The sequence below is a fragment of the Bacillus paranthracis genome (genome assembly GCF_024296885.1).
In the GTDB taxonomy this organism is placed as follows: Bacteria; Bacillota; Bacilli; order Bacillales; family Bacillaceae_G; genus Bacillus_A; species Bacillus_A paranthracis.
The window spans coordinates 185,028-203,430 of sequence record NZ_CP101136.1 but is presented as its reverse complement, the minus strand read 5'-3'; the positions used below and the strand labels follow the sequence as shown (position 1 = coordinate 203,430).

Genomic DNA, 18,403 nt, shown 5'->3' with positions numbered 1-18,403 from the left:
GTGTATTAAGTATTATGGATATTATGCAACAATTAATGGACGTAGATAAAAAAGCTAGGGAACAAGAAAGAATGGAACTCATTCAACGATTTTATAATGAGGGAGTTTCTATCACGACAATTGCAAATGCGACAAATATGTGTGAAGAGGATATTTCTTATATAGTAAGTAACTAGTAGCCATATTTGATGAGATGAATAGAGGAGAAAAAGATAGAATATAATTCTATCTTTTTTTATGCTCTTAAATACAATTTTAAAACGAGAAAGGTAGAGGGAAAACATGAGTGTATATGTAAAAAAGAATCTAGTAAATTTACGAGTTGATTATGCTTTTAAGCGTTTGTTTGGAGTAGAAGGAAATGAAGATATATTAATTGGGTTTCTTAACGCGGTACTACAATCATCTATTGATGAAGAAATTACATCTTTGCACTTAGATGATCCGCATCTTCCAAGAGAGCAGAAGGATGATAAATTGTCTATTTTAGATTTGCGAGCTACGCTAAATAGTGGTATAAAAATTAATATAGAGATTCAAGTTCGAGACAAAAAAGATATGATAGAACGTTCTTTGTTCTATTGGTCAGGTATGTATTATTCTCAAATGACTCAAGGGATGAAATATACAGAATTAAGACCAACCATTTGTATTAATATAGTGGATTTCATTCTATTTCCAGAAGAGCAGGAGTTTCATAGTATTAATACAGTGATGAACAAAAAATCTAAACGTATCATTACCGAAAATATGCAGTTGCATTTTCTTGAAATTCCAAAAGTGATTCAAGAATGGCAAGGAAAACGAATGGATCCGTGGGAAGATTCTTTAGCGCGTTGGTTACTATTATTTCCTGCGCATGAGGATGAGAGATTAACAACAATCCTGGAGGCGATAGCAATGGAAAAAGATCCAGTTTTGAAAAAAGCAATAGAGGATTGGGAGCGTTTAAGTAGCGATAAGGATTTTTTACGCTTATATGAGGCTAGAGAAAAAGCAATAAAAGATAGAATATCAGAAATAGAGACAGCAGAAGAAAGAGCTGCGAAAAAAGCTGCAGAAATAGCTACAGAAGAAACTAAAATTGCAACTAAGATAGAGATGATTGAAAATATGTTTAAAATAGGATTACCTATAGAAAAAATTGCAAAAGTTGCAGAATTAAGTGTTGAAGAGGTTAATGAAATTATAAGAAATAAAAGGTAGATATAAATGATAAAAAAACAGGTAATTGTGGGTACACACGATTACCTGTTTTTTTGATTTAATGAAAGTAAGTGAATAGATGTGAAGGAAGGGGGAATAGTTATGAAAGTAACAAGAGGAAATGCTATTTGAAGTGTGTAATTTTTACATACTCAATTATTCTGTTATTAAAAAAATATAAAGAATATAAGGGGAAGTTATTTGTATTATGAAAAAGAAAAAAGAAGCATATTATGTACATGTGTATACGCTTAGAGACAAAAGTATAAAATCTATAAAAATAGAACCATGGCGCTCATTGAAAGAGGAAATGAATGTTTTGGGTCTTAAGGACAGTGATATTTTTCAAATTCAAATGGTATGGTACGATCCAAACAAAGAGGATAAAAAGAAATGAAATAAAACGGAACACGAAAAGTCCAATTTTACTTTTTAGGCGTAAATAAGGCTTGTTTTTTTAAAATCGTATTGCTATAATATAAACGTAATAAGATTTAACAATAAAATAAAAAATTAATCAGTTCGCATATAAGAGAAGACCTCAATATGCGCCATGTCCTTAGGGGACGTGTGCGTGTATTGGGGTCTTTTTGCGTTTTGCGAGCAAAAACACCCGGAGGTGCAGGAATTATGTTGAATTGGTTGTCTGCAAAACTTATGACAACATCAGTAGGAGATTTTCTACTGGCAAAAAAAAGTTTTGAGGGGGGGCTTACTGGGCACACCAGTGGTGCAGATGCTACCACTGTACAAAAAAGCATGAATACCCTTGTAACAACACTAATTGGTTTTGGTGGTATTTGGGTAGCAGCTTGCGTTGTATTTGCAGCTATTAAACTATCTGGTGCACAAGGTAAAAACCCTGAAAACCGTACACAAGCCATGATTGGTTTAGCGTGTGCAGCAATTGGAGGCTTTGTCATGATCAAAGCATACGACATCGCTTCTTGGGTTACAAAAATTTAACATAAGAGTTTGTAAAAGCTCTCCTCTATTTGGGGAGAGCTTCTCTTATATAAGGGAGGAAACAAAATGAGAAAAGTAACCGTTCCTGTTGATATGACTTCGGAACAAAAAACACTGTTAGGTGTGCTGAGCAAACGCCAATTGATTTATCTATTGGGTGGCGGAGCATCCCTTTATTTATATGTGCCATTCTTATGGCGGTTATTTGCACCTTTTAATGCGGCGGTAGCATTTTTTATTTGCTTAATTTTAGCAATACCAACAGTAGTAGTTGTAATAACGTTTGCTTTTATTTATAAAGAAAAACAACACATGTATCTAGATAAATATTTACTTATCAAAATGCGTAGCCGTTCTGAAAAAGGCAAGTGGAGAAAAGGATACGAGCCAATTACATGGGTAAAGGAGAATTTATAGATGTTAGAAATGATATATTTTGCGTTGGTAGCCATTGTAGGGTTTTTCTTTTATCGGAAAATGAATGGAAAACCGATGTTTGGTTCTAAGAAAAAGGGGAAAAGCCAGGGCGGGTTAGAGAAACGTACTGCTGAAAAAAATGGAAAGAAAAATAAAAAGAATACGCCTGCTGAATCGGAAATTGATGAGGATAATGTTGATTTCTTTCGTGCTTTTATAGAAGACATTAAGGAAGTTGAAAATCATATGATTCGTTATCATGATGACACGTTTATCCTAATCGCGGAGGCACACCCAGTAAACTATTATTTACTTTCCAATGCGGAACAAGAAGCGATTGATATCAAAATTGAATCATGGTTAACCACATTAGAGTTTAATACGAAGGTATATATCCAAAGTAAGTTTGTAGATTTAACAGATCCTGTACGAAAAATGACAGAAACAATGAAAGGTGCGAAGGACCTTACACCAGAGACAGTACTTTATGGGCAAGAAGTTATCGACAACTTAGAGTACTGGCAACGTTCGCAGCCTCGATATGAACAAAAGCGATATTTAATTTATCCATACAAAGTGGATATTAGTACGATTACAGCTGATACAGAGGATGAATTGGAAGAAAAGATTGTAGATAAAGCGTTTAACGAATTATATCGTCGCTATAATGCTTCCCGAAATCTACTATCGAAAGCAAAAATTAGTGTAGAAATGTTAACAAAAGATAAATTAATAGAACTCCAATATGTAGCGTTTAACCGTCGTAAAGCGGTGAAAGCACGTTTCCAAGATTTAATTGAAAATGAGAACTTCTCTCTCTATTCAACCGGTGAAACAAATGAGAGAAAACTAGAGTTAATGAAGAAAGTGCTAGCGGAAGAAAAAGCTGAAAAATCAAATAATGGGGTGGCATAAGTATGAAATTGTTTGGAAAGAAGAAAAAAGAAAAAAAGAAGTTAGAAGCTGAAAAGAATGACGAATTGGAACTAGAGGAGGAAGCGTACGAACAAGAAGAAGTTCCGCCTCAATTAGAAAATCAAACAACTGTGTTTGATGTCATTGCCCCAGAAGGAATGAAAATTGATTCAGAAGACTATGGGGTAATTAAGCAGTCTTTGGGAAGTAATACTTTCTTCCGTCCATTTTATATTCCACGTGATGGATATCCTCGTATGATGCAGACCAATTGGCTGAACATGTTAACTTCAGCTGGAGAGGTTGATGTCATGATTGATATTCATAAAGAGCCAAAAGCAAAAGCGATGCGTTCGTTAGATATGCAGCTGACGATGTTACGTTCGAACCTTTCTTTCCAACGTACACGTGGAAATATTGACCAAGAAAAAGATTTAGATGCAAAAATTCAGGATACAAACAATTTAATGGATGAAATTCAATTTAATGAGAATGACTCTTATATGGTAAGTACCATGGCGGTTGCGTATGCTGACTCAAAGAAAGAATTAGATGTTTTATGTGAGTATATCGAAGATGAAATGCAAGCATCTCACTTTAAAATAGCGAGTACTTGGAATCGTGTGAAGAGTGGCTTGAAAGCAGTTATGCCACTAGGTGCACCAAATACTCTGCAAGATACATATCGCAATATCGATAGACGTGCTCTATGTACATTTGCTCCCTTTGTATCAGGTTCCGGAAGATTTAACGGTGGTATACCAATAGGAAAGAACAAAATTACTGGCCAAGTAGAATTTTTAAATTCATTTGGTAACGCAGATTATCGTCCACCAAACTATAACATTGGTGTGACAGGGATTTCAGGTTCCGGTAAAAGTTTACTCTTAAAAATGAAGCTAGCTCGTGAAACATCACTTGCAGATACACATGCGATGATAATAGATCCCGAGGGTGGTGCGACACGTTCCTAAGTGAAAAGCTTAGGCATTGTCGAACTTACAGTTCAACAGTGAACTGTCATTCCAAGAAGTCAAATGATAGGGTAACGCCTTGAAGGGCTTCCTTTAATACTCCGACATGCAGTGAAGTTAGCAAGAACTGAACTGTATGAAGCTCGGTGAAGTCGGTTGAGAGTTACCGTAATCCTATAGGATACGAAAGTCACTCAGAGGTGGGTGGTGTAACCTATAAACCGGAAGTCTATAAATTACCTATGGTTAGTATGCACTATGAACCAATAGAGTATGGTATGTGCGGACGAATCTCTGATGGTACGGGTCTATATCGGAAGTAAGTCGAAAGGCTTACTGACACAATTAGTGTCGCTACTGTGGATGAGTAAAACTCGCCTTTATGAAAGTCCATATATTGTTACAGGCAATATCAAGGTAGCAGGCTCATAGGAGAAACCTAACGGTATATGCACAGATAGGAATGACGGAACGTGGTAAGCTGTCAACACTGAGGGCTTGCTTCCGATGAAGTGGTTCTAGGGAAAACAATTGTAAATTGTATAACCTAGGTTTATGACAGTGAAAGTGGTGGCACAGTACCTATGAAACGTGTAATGAACGTGGAGGGATAGCCACTAGTCGATTGAAAACTGACTGTTACTTATGGTTGACATGGTTTCGAGTAAGACTAAAGAGATGTAAACCTCCAGTAAATAAGGGGAGGTTACAGCCCATGTTAAAGAAAACTAAACTAAGGCACAGTGAATATTACGACATGCAAAGAAAGTATGATGAGTTATATTCTAATAGCCTTAATGGTAACAATTTCTATAAATTAATTGATATTATCGGTTCGGAAGAAAATATTAGATTAGCATACCGCAACATCAAAACTAATAAGGGGAGTAACACGGCTGGAGTTGACAATTTAACCATTAAAGATATTTGGCACCTAAACGATACAAAGATTATTCATGAAGTTAGGAAACGATTAAATAACTATCAACCACAAGCAGTTAAAAGAGTCCTTATCCCAAAAGAGGGCAGTGATAAGAAGCGACCCCTGGGGATTCCAACAATTTGGGACAGATTAGTACAACAATCTATCCTCCAAGTATTGGAACCTATTTGTGAAGCTAAGTTTCATAACCATAGTTATGGATTTAGACCGAACAGAAGTACACACCATGCACTAAGTAGAGTTGTAAGTCTTATTAACATAGGTCACCAACACTACTGTGTTGATATTGACATTAAGGGGTTCTTTGATAATGTATGCCACAAAAAGCTATTAAGGCAAATGTGGACTCTGGGAATAAGAGACAAATCACTTCTATGTGTTATTTCAAAAATCCTTAAATCTGAGATAGAAGGAGAGGGTATTCCCAATAAGGGTACTCCGCAAGGAGGAATTATTTCTCCTTTACTTTCCAACATTGTTCTAAATGAACTTGATTGGTGGATAAGTAGCCAATGGGAAACCTACAAACCTCACAGAATCTCTACTCGGCATTTAGGGTTTCGACAATATGCTAGGAAGTACACGAATCTAAAATGTGGTTATGTAGTGAGATACGCGGATGACTTCAAAATAATGTGTCGGACTTATGATGAAGCACAACGCTTTTATCATGCGACAGTTGATTTTCTCAAATCCCGCTTGGGATTAGAAATTAACCCCAAAAAGTCCAAAGTGGTTAATCTCAAGAAAAACTCGTCAGTTTTCCTTGGATTCAAAATCAAAGTGGTTAAACAAGGTAAAGCTAAATTTGGATATATTGCAAAAACCAGTATGTCCGACAAAGCTATTACAAAAGCTAAAAGACAACTAAAAGAACGAATCAAAGGAATTCAAAAGGAGCCCACTTCAGAGAAAGTTACTCAATTTAATTCAACCCTTCTTGGTATACAAAATTACTTTAAATATGCGGTTACAATTTACATGGATTTAACGGAGGTAAATTACTCTCTGCGAAGAGTCATAAGAACCAGACTTAGAAACAATATGAAGCACATGAAGTTCTGTGAAACATCTGTGAATTTTAAAAGGAAGACCAAAGGAATACAACCTAACACTAAGATTTACGTTGTACAGAACACTCCACTCTTACCAGTTACAGGAATACATCATAAAAACCCGTGGAATTTTTCGCAGGTTATCTGTAACTATACGGAAACGGGGCGTAATAAAGTACATAGTAATCTTAAGGCAATACCTAAGGATGTTCTCAACCAAGTTATGAGGACTTATTCGAAGAATAAAAGTATTGAGTACAACGATAATAGGATATCAAAATACGTTGCTCAATATGGTAAGTGTTATGTAACTGGTGAGGAAATTGGTATTGAACGTGTTCATTGTCATCACATTGTTCCCATTAAACAAGGTGGGGATGACAAGTACAACAACTTGGTAATTGTAGATTGGTTTATACACAAACTGATTCACATGACGAATCTTAATAAGATTACACATTACCTTCGGTCTTTTAAACTTAACAAGAAACAAATGGATAAACTGAATGTGCTAAGAACTAAAGCTGGAAATGAACCGATAGTAACATAATTTGATTTTAAAGTCAGTTGGAAACGATGGAACGCCGTATGCTAGGAAACTAGCACGTACGGTGTGAGGTGGGGGAAAAGGTGGAGATTACATCAAAGCCTTACCTATCATCATAATTCGTAAAAATCACCAAACGATTAGGTGGTATTAACTTAAATATTTCACCAGAAAGTAATATCATTATTAATCCTTGTGCAATTGCAGTAACAGAACTTCAGATTACGGATAAAGATGAAGAGCTAGAAGCGCTTGAACAATATGACAAGAAAGAACTCGTAGAGCGTGATGGCGTGAAGTATGTAAGATTTGTGCCTATTTTAGAGAAAATCAATGAAATACTAGGATTCTTTGACATTATTATTCGCGGACAAGATTTTGATCAACCAGGATTAAATGTATTCCAGCGCACAATGTTAGAAGATGCAATTCGTGAAGTATTCGATAAACATGGTATTACTTCTCATCCCTCATCTTTATATACAGATGAAGTGAAGAAGGTGGATGGACAATTAATTCAGTCTCAAGTGAGAAAGCCGGAGCCAGAGTTAAAAGAAATTTATGATGTAATAGTAGAAAACCATGGAGACGATGTGAAAGCAGAAGAGTTAATTGCTGCGATTCGTCCGTTTTTACGTGATGGCTCAAAACCATTATTTGATGGACAAAGTAATTTTGGACGCGGTGTAGAAACACAGTTAAATGAATCACGTGTTGTTAACTTTAATATTAGTCATTTAGAAGAGGGTTTCTTAAAACCGATCGCCTTCCACGTTATCTTGAACTATATTTGGGAGCATTGGATTAAGAGTCCAGAACACGCTATCAAACGAAAAGTGTTATATGTGGATGAGATGTGGCAGTTTATCGATTATGAACAAACTGTTAACTTCTTAGAAAAAGTAGCACGTCGTTCACGTAAAAGAAATGCCGGTATGTGTTGGGCAAGTCAGGACTTTGTTCGTATTTTGGAAAATGTGAAAGCGCGTGGTATCTTGCAATCTACTTTCTCTTATTTCTTCTTAGAGCAAAATAAGATTGATAAGAAAAAAATCCAAGAGAACTTTAACTTAACTGCTGGGGAGCTCGACATTATTCTCAACAATCCAGGGAAAGGTGAAGGGATTTTCCGTATAGGAGATAGCTCGGTTTGGATTCAAACAGATCCATCAGATAAAGAAATGATGTTCATTGAATCTAATGAAGCGGTACTACAAGAGCTTTTAAATAACATGAAGAAAGTACAAGGGTACGCAGGATAATAGCGTACCTTTGAAAAGGAAGGTGAAATTATGCTTGATAAGATAATAGGATGGGTTGGCGGCTTAATTGTTTCTATGGTCAAGACCTTTCTTTCTCCAATCTATAAATTAATTGATACTATCCCCGATTTAATTTTTGGTGGGGATAGTGCAAAACTAAACTTTTTATTTAAAGACGACACAGCTGGGAATGTTTTAAATACGGGATTACCAGTCATGTTTAAATTTGCAGCCTTTTTAGTCTTAGTCAGTGCTGTAATTGCTGGTGCAAAGTATTCAGCTGCTGCCATTAATCCAACAAATCGAACATATATCATTGAATATGCGAAGGATTTAATGATCGTTTCTATTTGTATATGGCATTTAGATTTCTTCTATAACATAATATTTGATATTAATACTTGGGTAGCATCGGAGTTTAAAAGAGCAATAGGAGAACAATCGCTAGATGTTTTTAAACCAGGTCAGACAATTGCCGAATTGTCTATGGATAAAAATAAGGATGATTATTTATTTCAAATTTTTGCGATGTTGATTGAAGTTGGATTGTCACTTTGGGCAAACTTCTTCTATTTAATGCGAGCGGTATCTCTATATATTTTGATGTTAATGGGACCGATTATGGTTGGTATGTGGTTATTTCCTCAAAAGAAACAACAAACTCTATATTGGATGCGTGAATTTGTTGGTACAGTACTCATCCAAGGTATCCATGCGATTACTATATGGTTGATTTTTGTACTAGTAGGCAAATCAGATAATACCATTATTAAATTAATCTTATTTGCTATGTTTATTCCTATAGGTGAAATTGTAAAAGGGTTCATTGGTTTAAGTACAAATACGGCGGGAGCGGTAAATAGAGCAGGTACGATGCTTGGAATGGGAGCCTTAGCAAGTATGGCAGGTATCGTTAAAGGGATACGTGATGACCATCGTAGTAATAAAGAGAAGACAAAAGCTAGAAAAGAAGGCGAGGAAGATAAAAAAGAAGATGCTGATAACCCTAAAAACGCGTTGGGAGCCAATTTAGGGACAGATGTAGGTACAACATCTCGTGCAGCTCGTATGTTAAAAGCAGGTCAAATTGGAAGCATGGTTGGAAAAGCAACGGGCGGACTCGCGGGGTTAGCAATGGGTGCAGGACTTGGACCAGAAGGAATGGCAGTAGGAACATTTGCTGGAAGTAAAGCAGGTGGAGTTCCTGGTGCAGTAACAGGAAGAACATTGGCAGCTGGACTTGAAGGAGTTACTAGTGCTGGGAAGCATATTGGTTCTAGTGTGAAGAAAGGTCTAGATACGTATAAAGGGTTAAATGGAGAACAATATCCAGAGTTAACAGATGAAGATATTGCACAAGACTTAGCTACGAAAGATTTTGAAAATTGGAAAGCGGATAATCCTGATTCTGCAGTTGCGAGCCGTTTAAAACAAGCATTCCCTGGTGCATCTGATGCAGAGATTGCAAAAAAAGTAGCAAAAACAAATAGTGATCAAATGTCTCATTTCAAAAATCAGCGAAAACAAGATTTACAAAATATGAAGAAAAATGCTACACCATATGGAAATGCTAGAGATTTAGTTAACGCTGCAACTAACGCATTCCAAAAAGGATATGAGGCAGACCATAAAGATGCGTTTATGAGTCAATTACCAGAAAACATGTCAGCGGAAGAGAAAGAGAAAAAATGGAATGACCATCTAAACTCAAAAGTTCAAGGATTTAGAAATCATGCAGAACAAGCGGCAATAAAAGCTGGAGCAATGCCAGTTGATGCGAAAGATAAGCAAGGCAACAACCTGTTTGATAAGTCTTATGTAAATAAAGATGTCTTTGCTTCTCAACTTGCACTTGGAAAAGTTGGGAAAGCGGTTGAAGGAGTAAAGGGAGAAACACTAGAGAGTGGCCATCAAAATATGGGACAAGTAGACTCACTTGTGGGTGCGTCCACTGCTGCATTTAAAAAGGCATATACAGCAGATCATAAGGCTGGATTCATGAAGCAATTCCCTGCAGATGTACCACAACAAGAAAAAGAGGCTGCATGGAACAAACACTTGAGTCAAAAAGTGCAAGGATTTAAAAATCATGCACAGAAAGCTGCAGAACAAGCAGGGATTGTGCAACAAAAAGATGGGACTAGCTATGCTAATAAGGAAGCTTTTGCTTCTCAGCTATCGCAACAATTACAAAACAATCCAAATATAAATGCAATGGGTGTATCTAGTGTATCTGGCATTCAAAAAGCGGTAAATGGTGTAAAAACACATAGTTTAGCAAATGGATATGGAAACCAGAAACAAAAAGGTGTAAGTAATGTTGGGAATTTAGTACAAGCATCTACAGAATCCTTTAAACAAGGATATGCAGCAGAGAACAAAGCAAACTTTATGAAAAACTTGTCTCCAACTATGTCTCAAGCGCAAAAAGTAGAAGCTTGGCAGTCTCACTTGAATGATAAAGGGAATGAATTTAAAGCAGTCGCTCAGCAAGCAGCGGTACAAGCGGGTGCGATGCCCGTACAGGCAAAAGATACGAGTGGTAAGAGTCTACATAATCAATCATATATTAATAAAGATGCCTTTGCTTCGCAATTGACGAAAGGTTTACAAAGTCATGCTAGTCTTGGAACAGTGAGTCAACAAGTAGGTTCTGGAATTACTAGTGCGATTCAAAGTGTTCGTTCACACGGTGTTGCGACAGGTGGTGCAATCAATAAAGCTGTGTTTGCAGCTACGCAAACGCAAGCGAGTATGGCACGTGCTGGAAATCTGTCTGTTTCTGAAATTGAGCGCTCGTATGCGGATGCATCAGCTAGTGTAGCAAATATTTCGCAAAGTGCTGGGAAAATGACGATTCCAACTTCAGCAGTGGGACGTATGACACAGCAAAGTAAGATGATTGGTGTAAGTATGATGGAAGGTGCCAAACATCTCGTGCATACAAAAGGTATGGAAAATGTATCACAAGCATACTTTAATGCATCTAGTGCTGTTCAGCAGGCTGGTGGAAATGCAGTACAAAGAGTGATGAGTGGAACTGCAGCTGCCGTTCATACTTCATTAGGAGGTAATGCAGCAGAACGCCATTACAATGTGACAAAAGGATTAAGCTATGCAGCAGGTGTAATTGGTGGTGCAGGTGCTTACCAAGCTACTGCACGTATGGTAAGTAAACATAATCCTTATAATAAAGCAGTTCAAACAGAAGCAAAAGAAATTCAAGAGATTAAGGGAATGGTACCAACAATAACAGATGCGACTGGAAGACAATCAGTTGCTCAAGGTGCAGTACGTCTTGTTACGACAAATAATAAATCATGGATTGAAGCGAAAGATTCCAGTGGAATGACACAAGTTGTATCTCGTTATGGTAGTGGTGATAGTAGCATTCGTTCGGGACAAGTTGTATATCAAGACTTAAATATTTCGGATGGACAATTAACGCAGTACCGTAATGGTATGAAAGCAACACCAGCATATATTCAAGATTCTAGTGGTGGGAAAATTAGTATCAATCGTTCTATCAATATTAATCCAAACCAATTAATAGGAAATCAAAATCAAAGACCTTTACAACAGAAACCAGTATTTAGTGAACCGCCACTTACGGTAAGTCATAAGGTAGACAATGGTCACTTCTATATGTCTGATTTAGACCAGGGGGGATACCAGAATGTGCAAATGGTGGTAGAAAGAGATCGTAGTTATATGGTTGCGACAACTACAGACGGTACAGTGTCACGTATTTCTCCGTTCGGAAAAGGAGATACACGATTACAAGCAAACCAAAGAATTGAAAGGGTTTGTGAAGTGAAAGATAGCAGTATTAAACCGAGAGAAGAAATCCTAGTAACTCATACACAGGACGAAGTTGTACGTACAGAGACACATTTGAATTTATCAGAACATGACCCACAAAACCTGATTCCATTTGCGCCAAACCCTCGCTTAGCACAGCGAAGAAGTAGAAATAATGAAAATGGAAAGTATGGAGTGACAAGTCTATGAGTCAAAATCCTAACGATCCAAATAACCAGAAGAAAAGTAACCCTTTAAAAGATGCGACATCTCACTTTATTAAGAAAAAAGGGATGCAGGCAAGCGGGAAAATGGCAAAAATGGCAGGAAAAGCAGGAAGAGCGGCAGCGAAAGCTGCTGCCAAACTGCTAAGAGCTGGTATAGTGAAAATTGTCGGAGCTATCGTGGGAGCAGTAGGATTGCCTGTTGCTCTCATTATGGCTCTTATTATTACTGTATGTGTGATTCTAGCATCTTTTGTACCATTTACCGATGATGAGAGTAAAACAGAAGAGCAAGTCAAAAAGTATATGGAAATTTCAATGGCACTAAACGTAGACTGGAAAGAGGTCGTCGCTTTTGACATGGCTCGGTATGATAATGATTTGACTGGAAAAGATCCGCATGATGCTATATCATATTTCTTGGATATCCAATATGAAGAATATACGGAAAAAGAGGTATGTGAGGCAGGGCCGAATGGTCCTTGTGAAAAAAAGAAAAAGGAGATGCAAAAAACCAAATCTGAAAGTTATTCCGGACCAGATGTAAAAAAGATATTGGGAGATACAGATTTTAAGAAAAAAATAGATGAAATTAATGCAAGTGGTAGTAAAAAAGTAACAGTTTCTTCTCATGGATTAGAAAAAGCGATGGAGCTTGCAAAATTTAGTGAGAGTCAAAAAGATCGTGCGCGTGAGATATTAGCAGCAGGAATGTTAGAAGGAATGTATGGACATCTGGCACCTTCTAGTAATTTTGTTGGTGGTATGTGTGTAGGTAATGTGAGCCCTGGCGGAGAACCTGTTAACCTTAATGCAAAAGTTACAGGATACCTTCCTAAAATTAAAGAAATGGCAGAAAAACATGGTGTAGCTCAATATGTTGGTGTTTTGGCTGCCCAAATGATGCAGGAATCACAAGGAGAGGGAAGTGACCCGATGCAAGCTGCAGAAGGGCATTATGGAGACTTAAGTTCATCTTGTATAGGTCTAAAAGGAAGTGCTCGTATAGGGTGTATTAAAGACCCCAATATTTCTATTGAAGCAGGCGTACAAGAATTTAAAGATGTTTTAGCGAAGGCAAATGGAGATATAGCACTTGCCTTACAGAGTTATAATTACGGTCCTGGATTCATTAGTTATGCATTAGCAAAAGGTGGATATTCAGAAGAAACAGCTATTGCGTTTTCTAGGGAGCATGCTGGTGAAAATCCAGCAGGTTGTTCTGATCCTAATAACTTCCGAACCAAAGTTGGAGCGTGTTATGGAGATTACACTTACGTTTCCAAAGTTTTGAAATATTATAAAGATTTAGGTTGTGTAGAATCTGGAGATGGAGAATGGATTTCCGATAAAGGTTGGAAATGGCCAACGAAATCAGGGCGTATTACAGATACATTTGATGCAGTTCGTGGTGGAAAGCAACATAATGCTGTAGATATTGGAGCTATGACCGCTGGAAAAGCTGGAGACCCCGTGTGGTCAATGGAAGCAGGTATTGTAGTCCAAGCAGGTAATGTAAATGGTGGAGGTCTAGGTGTTTATGTAGACCATGGAAATGGTATTGTATCTCGTTACTTACATTTGAGTAAAATATCAATTGCACAAGGAACCATGGTGACGAAAGGACAAATTATTGGAGAGATGGGTGGTTCTAACTATGATAAAAACACTGGTTTCCTTAATATGAATGGCTACGCTGTTCATTTAGATTTCCAAATTCGTATTAACGACCAACCAACGGATCCAATGAAATTCTTTAAGAAAAATGATGATCCAGGACTATCATCTGGTGGTTCTCCTATTATGACGAATGACAAACGACAAAAAGTATTAGCAGAAGCGAAAAAATGGCTTGGTCAAGGAAAAGTGAGATATGTCTTAGGGGATCGTAATCCGCCAGGAGGTACTTCAGATTGCTCAGGATTTACTCAGTATGTATTTAGAACAAGTATAGGTGTACAACTTGGAGATTGGACTGGTGCTCAAGTCGGACAAGGAAAACAAGTGCCAGACATCAATCATGCGCAACCAGGGGATCTAATTTTCTATGAAAATCCAGGGCATGTTGCGATTTATATGGGGAATCAAAAAATGATTCATATTGGTGATAATAAGGGTGTACAAATTACAGGTCTAAACTATACGGCAAGAGGACAACATATGACACAAATCCGTAATGTTATAGACTGATAAGGGATGAGAGTAGATGCAGAAAATAATCAACATTTTATCTAATATGCCTCGTAAATACTTGGTCATATTGGGGATTATCGTACTAGTGGCAGGTGTTGCCACCTATAATACCATTCATGATTATATGCTGAAATCACAAGTGCAAGAGGAAGAGCAAGTAAATCAAGATGAAATCGAGATGCTTGGAGATAAACCAAAGAGATTTGATACAAAAGAAGAAGAATATATTGCAAAAACAAAAACAGTAGAGGATTTACTACGAAAAATTTCTAATAGTAGTTATGATGTTCCATATTTGTTTACAAAGGCTGGATTTGGTATTGAACCAATGAAAATGACAAGTAATGAACGTATGCTTGCTACAGAAGCTGTTCAAAGATATTTCCTAAATGGAGATAAGTTTTACAATGCACGTATTACCAAAATTGACCGCGGGAAAAAAGTAGATACATTTCATATAGAGGTTTTAATACAACAGGTAAACTTCTTGGAACCACGACAATTTAAAATTCAGGTAAATCAATATGCGCAAATTGTAACACCAATTGAACAAATACCGCATGGACAAGAAGAAGTTCCTGTGGATTAACTGAAAGATAAGGGTTGTGAATAAAAATCACAGCCCTTATTAAAAAATATAAAGAGTACCTAAAAATATTTATTGAATATTCTTAATTTTCTGATATAATAAAGTTATGGTTAAATGGAATTTGTATATATTAGTGAAATGATATAGATGTGGAGGTAAAAAGAATGAGATTATTATTTGGAACCGCAGCAAACTATTTTGCAGGATATTCTTCTGGAAGAGGCTCGGGACTTTTAGGGACAATATTTGGGTGGGCTTTATTAGTAGGTAGTGGATACCTGTTGATAACAAATTGGGATAGTATCACAGTTTGGATGCACAGTTTAGATATTGTAACAGGATTAGATGGTTATGAAGACATGAGCAATGGATTTATATTCATCTGCTTGCTTGTAAGTGGTTTTATTTTCATGCTATTGTTACCAGTCTTTGCAATTGTATTAATAGTGGGTGTGGTATTCCTGAATATTGTCATTTGTACAATTGTATTATTAGTATCACCAAGTACATATAAAAAAAATAAAGATGTGGAGAGTGAATGGAAATGAGTACAATTCTAGTTTTAGGTGGTTCAAATGGTAGAACATTAGAGAAGTTAGCGAAAAAAAGAGATTGTCAGGTGATTTTTCACGACGGAAAAAATCATGGTGGTGTAAAGAAAACATTTCGTAGTGTTATAAAAAAATGTGATGTTATTGTAGTGCAGAAAGGTGCATGTGGTCATGTGTCTATTGATGTAGCAAAAGAGTACGCAAAGAAGTATGATGTCCCGCTTTTATTTAATCAGGGTTTTGGAGGAACAGGCGCGTTAGAGATTGGGTTAAAGCATTTGCAAGTAGCATAAGTTTAAGTGGTATAGGGATTTATTTAGATTGTATAATCATATAATCCTTATATAAAATTATAAAGTTGATATTGGAGGAATCGAAATGCTATCAATACCAGAACAAAGTGTTAAATGCTTTTTGAATGCTGATTTAAATGGACAATTAGAATTAGATACGAAAGAATCACAAGTTGCTCTCTATATGTTTTCTGTCGAGGGGATTTACTATCCTGTTAATAAAGATAATATACTAGCCTACTTTTATGATGAGTTTTTTGACGAATACTTAGTAATAAAAAAGGGGTTTTATAGTGATTGTAATTGGAAACATCCTGATAAAAAATTTTGGGAAGTTCAACATGAATGGGATTTAATTAATCCTTTATAAGTTAAACAAGTATAGGACAAGATTTAATGTATTTATAACTATATATGGTTAGTGATAATGATGGCAGCAGAGAATCTTGAAAAGCAAAGGTGCTACTGTAATTGATTTTGAACTCACCATACGGATGAAAAATATAGGAGGCTCTTTAGTTATGAAAATGAGTAATAAAAAATTTATGAAAATCGCGGCAAACCTTGGAATTTCAACAGTTTTATTAACGGGATGTGTAGGAGATCTCGAAGAAGATAATTCACTAGCAATTGACCAAGACACAACTGATAAAGAGGAGACGCAAAAACAATGTACTTCTAATCAAATAAATGATAATGAGTGTTTTGAAGAGATGCCAACTACAGGACCAATTAAGCACGAAGACAAACAGGATAATCCAAGTGTAGAGCATGATAATGGTTGGAGTTCGGCTTTAGTTCCGTTTGCTGCAGGGGCAGCTGGCATGATGTTGATTAATTCATTAAATAAGAAAAATCCAGGACAAATTAATAATAATACCAACCATACATATAGACCACCAATGACACAAAGACCGTTACCAGAAGTTCCAAAAGAAAAAGAGAAGGAAAAAGGGAGAGGGACAAGTACAAGTACTACTACCACAAGTGGTGGAGGTGCAAATAAGCAAACAAATAATTCTGCTTCTACAAATAAAAATGAATCAAAAGATAAAGTTAATTTAAATAAAAGTGACTCGAATAAAAGTAACGTACCATCTCCGAAAACAAGTAATCCAACACAATCATCAAAACCATCTTCAACAAGTAAGGTTACCAGTGGATCTAGTGGCATCGGAAATGCAAAAGCACCAGCTGGATCTTAATTTATAGGAGGAGAAAAAATGTTAGACAATCAACAGCAACAAGAATATATGAAAAAATGGTTTGCTTTATCTGAGCAAGCTTGTACACGTGGTTTTACTTGGTCAAGCTTATTAGAGAATAATGAATGGTGTCAGTATATGTCTACTGGTATCAAAAGAATCAGAAAAGAGGAATATAATAATATTATAGAAGCAACTGAATTAGTAAAAATCATTTTTCAAAAGGTTTATAAATATTTACTAGAAAGTCACGAGGGTTTTTTACAATTAAAATTACCCACCGAATTATGGGAAGTGACTAGAACAAATTATGATGTTTTATTTTCATATTTCACTAGGTTTGATTTCATTGTTGCAAACGATGAAATCAAACTAATAGAAATTAATGCAGACACACCCACCGGCTATTTGGAGCCATCTGTAGCTAATCAAGTTTTATGTGATCATCATCAAGTTATAAATCCAAACTGCATAGAAGAGAAGCTAGAAACAACGTGGCATAAAATCATTTCTGATTATGAATTGAATCCTCATGATGTTATACATTTCACTAGTTATGATTGGCATGAAGAAGATTATCAAACGGTAAAATTTATTCAACAATATTGTCCGCAGCCAAGTGATTATGTGGGGATACAAAGTATTATCGTTGCAGACGATGGGTTATATACACCAGATGGCGTTAAAATAGAATATTTGTATCGATTATATCCACTAGAGTACTTATTAGAAGATAAGGACTATAGCGGAAAATCAATTGGCCTTATGTTTTTAGACCATATTGCACAGGGGAGAGTGAAAATTATTAATCCTCCTTCAGCATTCTTAATTCAAAATAAAGGTGTACTAGCTCTTATATGGCAACTTCACGAGCAAAATAAATGGTTTACAGAAAAAGAACATAAAATTATCGAAAAGTACTTTTTACCAACTTATTTCTCAAAGGACAAATTTGAAGAAAATGATATAGATTATGTGAAAAAAGCGACATTTGGAAGGGAAGGCGGTGGGGTTTCCATCATCAATGAAGGGAAAGAAGTAGCTGCAGATAAAACGCCTTACTACGAGCAACAACATAAAATTTATCAAAAGTATATTGAAATGCCGGACTGCACTATAGATACGTGGGATGGAGATTATACAGGTAAATTATTAATAGGGTCACATTTAATTGGTGGAGAACCAGCGGGATTATTTTTAAGAGTAGGTGAAAGGATTACCGGTAATTTATCAATGTTTATTGGAATTTCCACAGAATAAAT

The 18,403-nt window shown here is 36.2% G+C and carries 15 protein-coding genes and 2 pseudogenes; all 17 read left to right on the top strand.

Going from position 1 to position 18,403, the window contains the following annotated elements:
* Positions 1-14 precede the first annotated feature (14 nt).
* The 17 genes and pseudogenes from NLJ82_RS28165 (at position 15) to NLJ82_RS28085 (ending at position 18,401) form a co-directional block, all read left to right on the top strand.
* On the top strand, positions 15-176 hold the full coding sequence (locus tag NLJ82_RS28165) for a hypothetical protein (protein ID WP_000353863.1): 162 nt from the start codon (positions 15-17) through the stop codon (positions 174-176).
* Positions 177-282: 106 nt separating this feature from the next.
* Positions 283-1,206, top strand: a complete 924-nt coding sequence (locus NLJ82_RS28160; protein ID WP_000118205.1) for an Rpn family recombination-promoting nuclease/putative transposase — start codon at positions 283-285, stop codon at positions 1,204-1,206.
* Between the two features lie 208 nt (positions 1,207-1,414).
* Complete coding sequence (locus NLJ82_RS28155; RefSeq protein ID WP_000727316.1) at positions 1,415-1,603, top strand: hypothetical protein; 189 nt, start codon at positions 1,415-1,417, stop codon at positions 1,601-1,603.
* Positions 1,604-1,752: 149 nt separating this feature from the next.
* A complete protein-coding gene (locus NLJ82_RS28150) occupies positions 1,753-2,172 on the top strand; it encodes a hypothetical protein (protein ID WP_001216648.1) in 420 nt (139 codons plus the stop codon).
* A gap of 66 nt (positions 2,173-2,238) precedes the next feature.
* Positions 2,239-2,589 carry a PrgI family protein gene (locus NLJ82_RS28145; RefSeq protein WP_001233525.1) on the top strand — a complete coding sequence of 117 codons (351 nt, stop codon included), beginning with the start codon at positions 2,239-2,241 and terminating at the stop codon, positions 2,587-2,589.
* On the top strand, positions 2,590-3,504 hold the full coding sequence (locus NLJ82_RS28140) for a hypothetical protein (protein WP_000892011.1): 915 nt from the start codon (positions 2,590-2,592) through the stop codon (positions 3,502-3,504). It begins immediately after the preceding gene.
* A gap of 2 nt (positions 3,505-3,506) precedes the next feature.
* Positions 3,507-4,460, top strand: a pseudogene (locus NLJ82_RS28135) (putative type IV secretion/conjugal transfer ATPase); the annotation flags it as partial.
* A gap of 733 nt (positions 4,461-5,193) precedes the next feature.
* The gene (gene ltrA / locus NLJ82_RS28130) at positions 5,194-7,026 is read left to right on the top strand and encodes a group II intron reverse transcriptase/maturase (protein ID WP_000914978.1); all 1,833 of its coding nucleotides are present in this window, start codon (positions 5,194-5,196) and stop codon (positions 7,024-7,026) included.
* Positions 7,027-7,142: 116 nt separating this feature from the next.
* Positions 7,143-8,285: pseudogene (locus tag NLJ82_RS28125) on the top strand (putative type IV secretion/conjugal transfer ATPase); the annotation flags it as partial.
* A gap of 30 nt (positions 8,286-8,315) precedes the next feature.
* Positions 8,316-12,296 (top strand): TrbL/VirB6 family protein, encoded by a 3,981-nt coding sequence (locus NLJ82_RS28120; RefSeq protein WP_000884601.1) that lies wholly within the window; start codon positions 8,316-8,318, stop codon positions 12,294-12,296.
* Positions 12,293-14,500 carry a lysozyme family protein gene (locus NLJ82_RS28115; RefSeq protein ID WP_000081398.1) on the top strand — a complete coding sequence of 736 codons (2,208 nt, stop codon included), beginning with the start codon at positions 12,293-12,295 and terminating at the stop codon, positions 14,498-14,500. Before NLJ82_RS28120 ends, NLJ82_RS28115 begins: the two co-directional genes overlap by 4 nt.
* Before the next feature lie 16 nt (positions 14,501-14,516).
* Positions 14,517-15,092, top strand: coding sequence for a hypothetical protein (locus NLJ82_RS28110; protein ID WP_002163382.1), 576 nt, complete (start codon positions 14,517-14,519; stop codon positions 15,090-15,092).
* Between the two features lie 164 nt (positions 15,093-15,256).
* Positions 15,257-15,640: a hypothetical protein gene (locus NLJ82_RS28105; RefSeq protein ID WP_001237722.1), complete on the top strand. Its 384-nt coding sequence runs from the start codon at positions 15,257-15,259 to the stop codon at positions 15,638-15,640.
* Positions 15,631-15,936 carry a DUF2325 domain-containing protein gene (locus tag NLJ82_RS28100; protein WP_000426065.1) on the top strand — a complete coding sequence of 102 codons (306 nt, stop codon included), beginning with the start codon at positions 15,631-15,633 and terminating at the stop codon, positions 15,934-15,936. Before NLJ82_RS28105 ends, NLJ82_RS28100 begins: the two co-directional genes overlap by 10 nt.
* A gap of 85 nt (positions 15,937-16,021) precedes the next feature.
* Positions 16,022-16,306 (top strand): hypothetical protein, encoded by a 285-nt coding sequence (locus tag NLJ82_RS28095; protein WP_000949089.1) that lies wholly within the window; start codon positions 16,022-16,024, stop codon positions 16,304-16,306.
* Between the two features lie 151 nt (positions 16,307-16,457).
* Positions 16,458-17,141: a hypothetical protein gene (locus tag NLJ82_RS28090; RefSeq protein ID WP_000784097.1), complete on the top strand. Its 684-nt coding sequence runs from the start codon at positions 16,458-16,460 to the stop codon at positions 17,139-17,141.
* An 18-nt stretch (positions 17,142-17,159) separates the two neighbouring features.
* Complete coding sequence (locus NLJ82_RS28085; RefSeq protein WP_000886566.1) at positions 17,160-18,401, top strand: glutathionylspermidine synthase family protein; 1,242 nt, start codon at positions 17,160-17,162, stop codon at positions 18,399-18,401.
* Positions 18,402-18,403 lie beyond the last annotated feature (2 nt).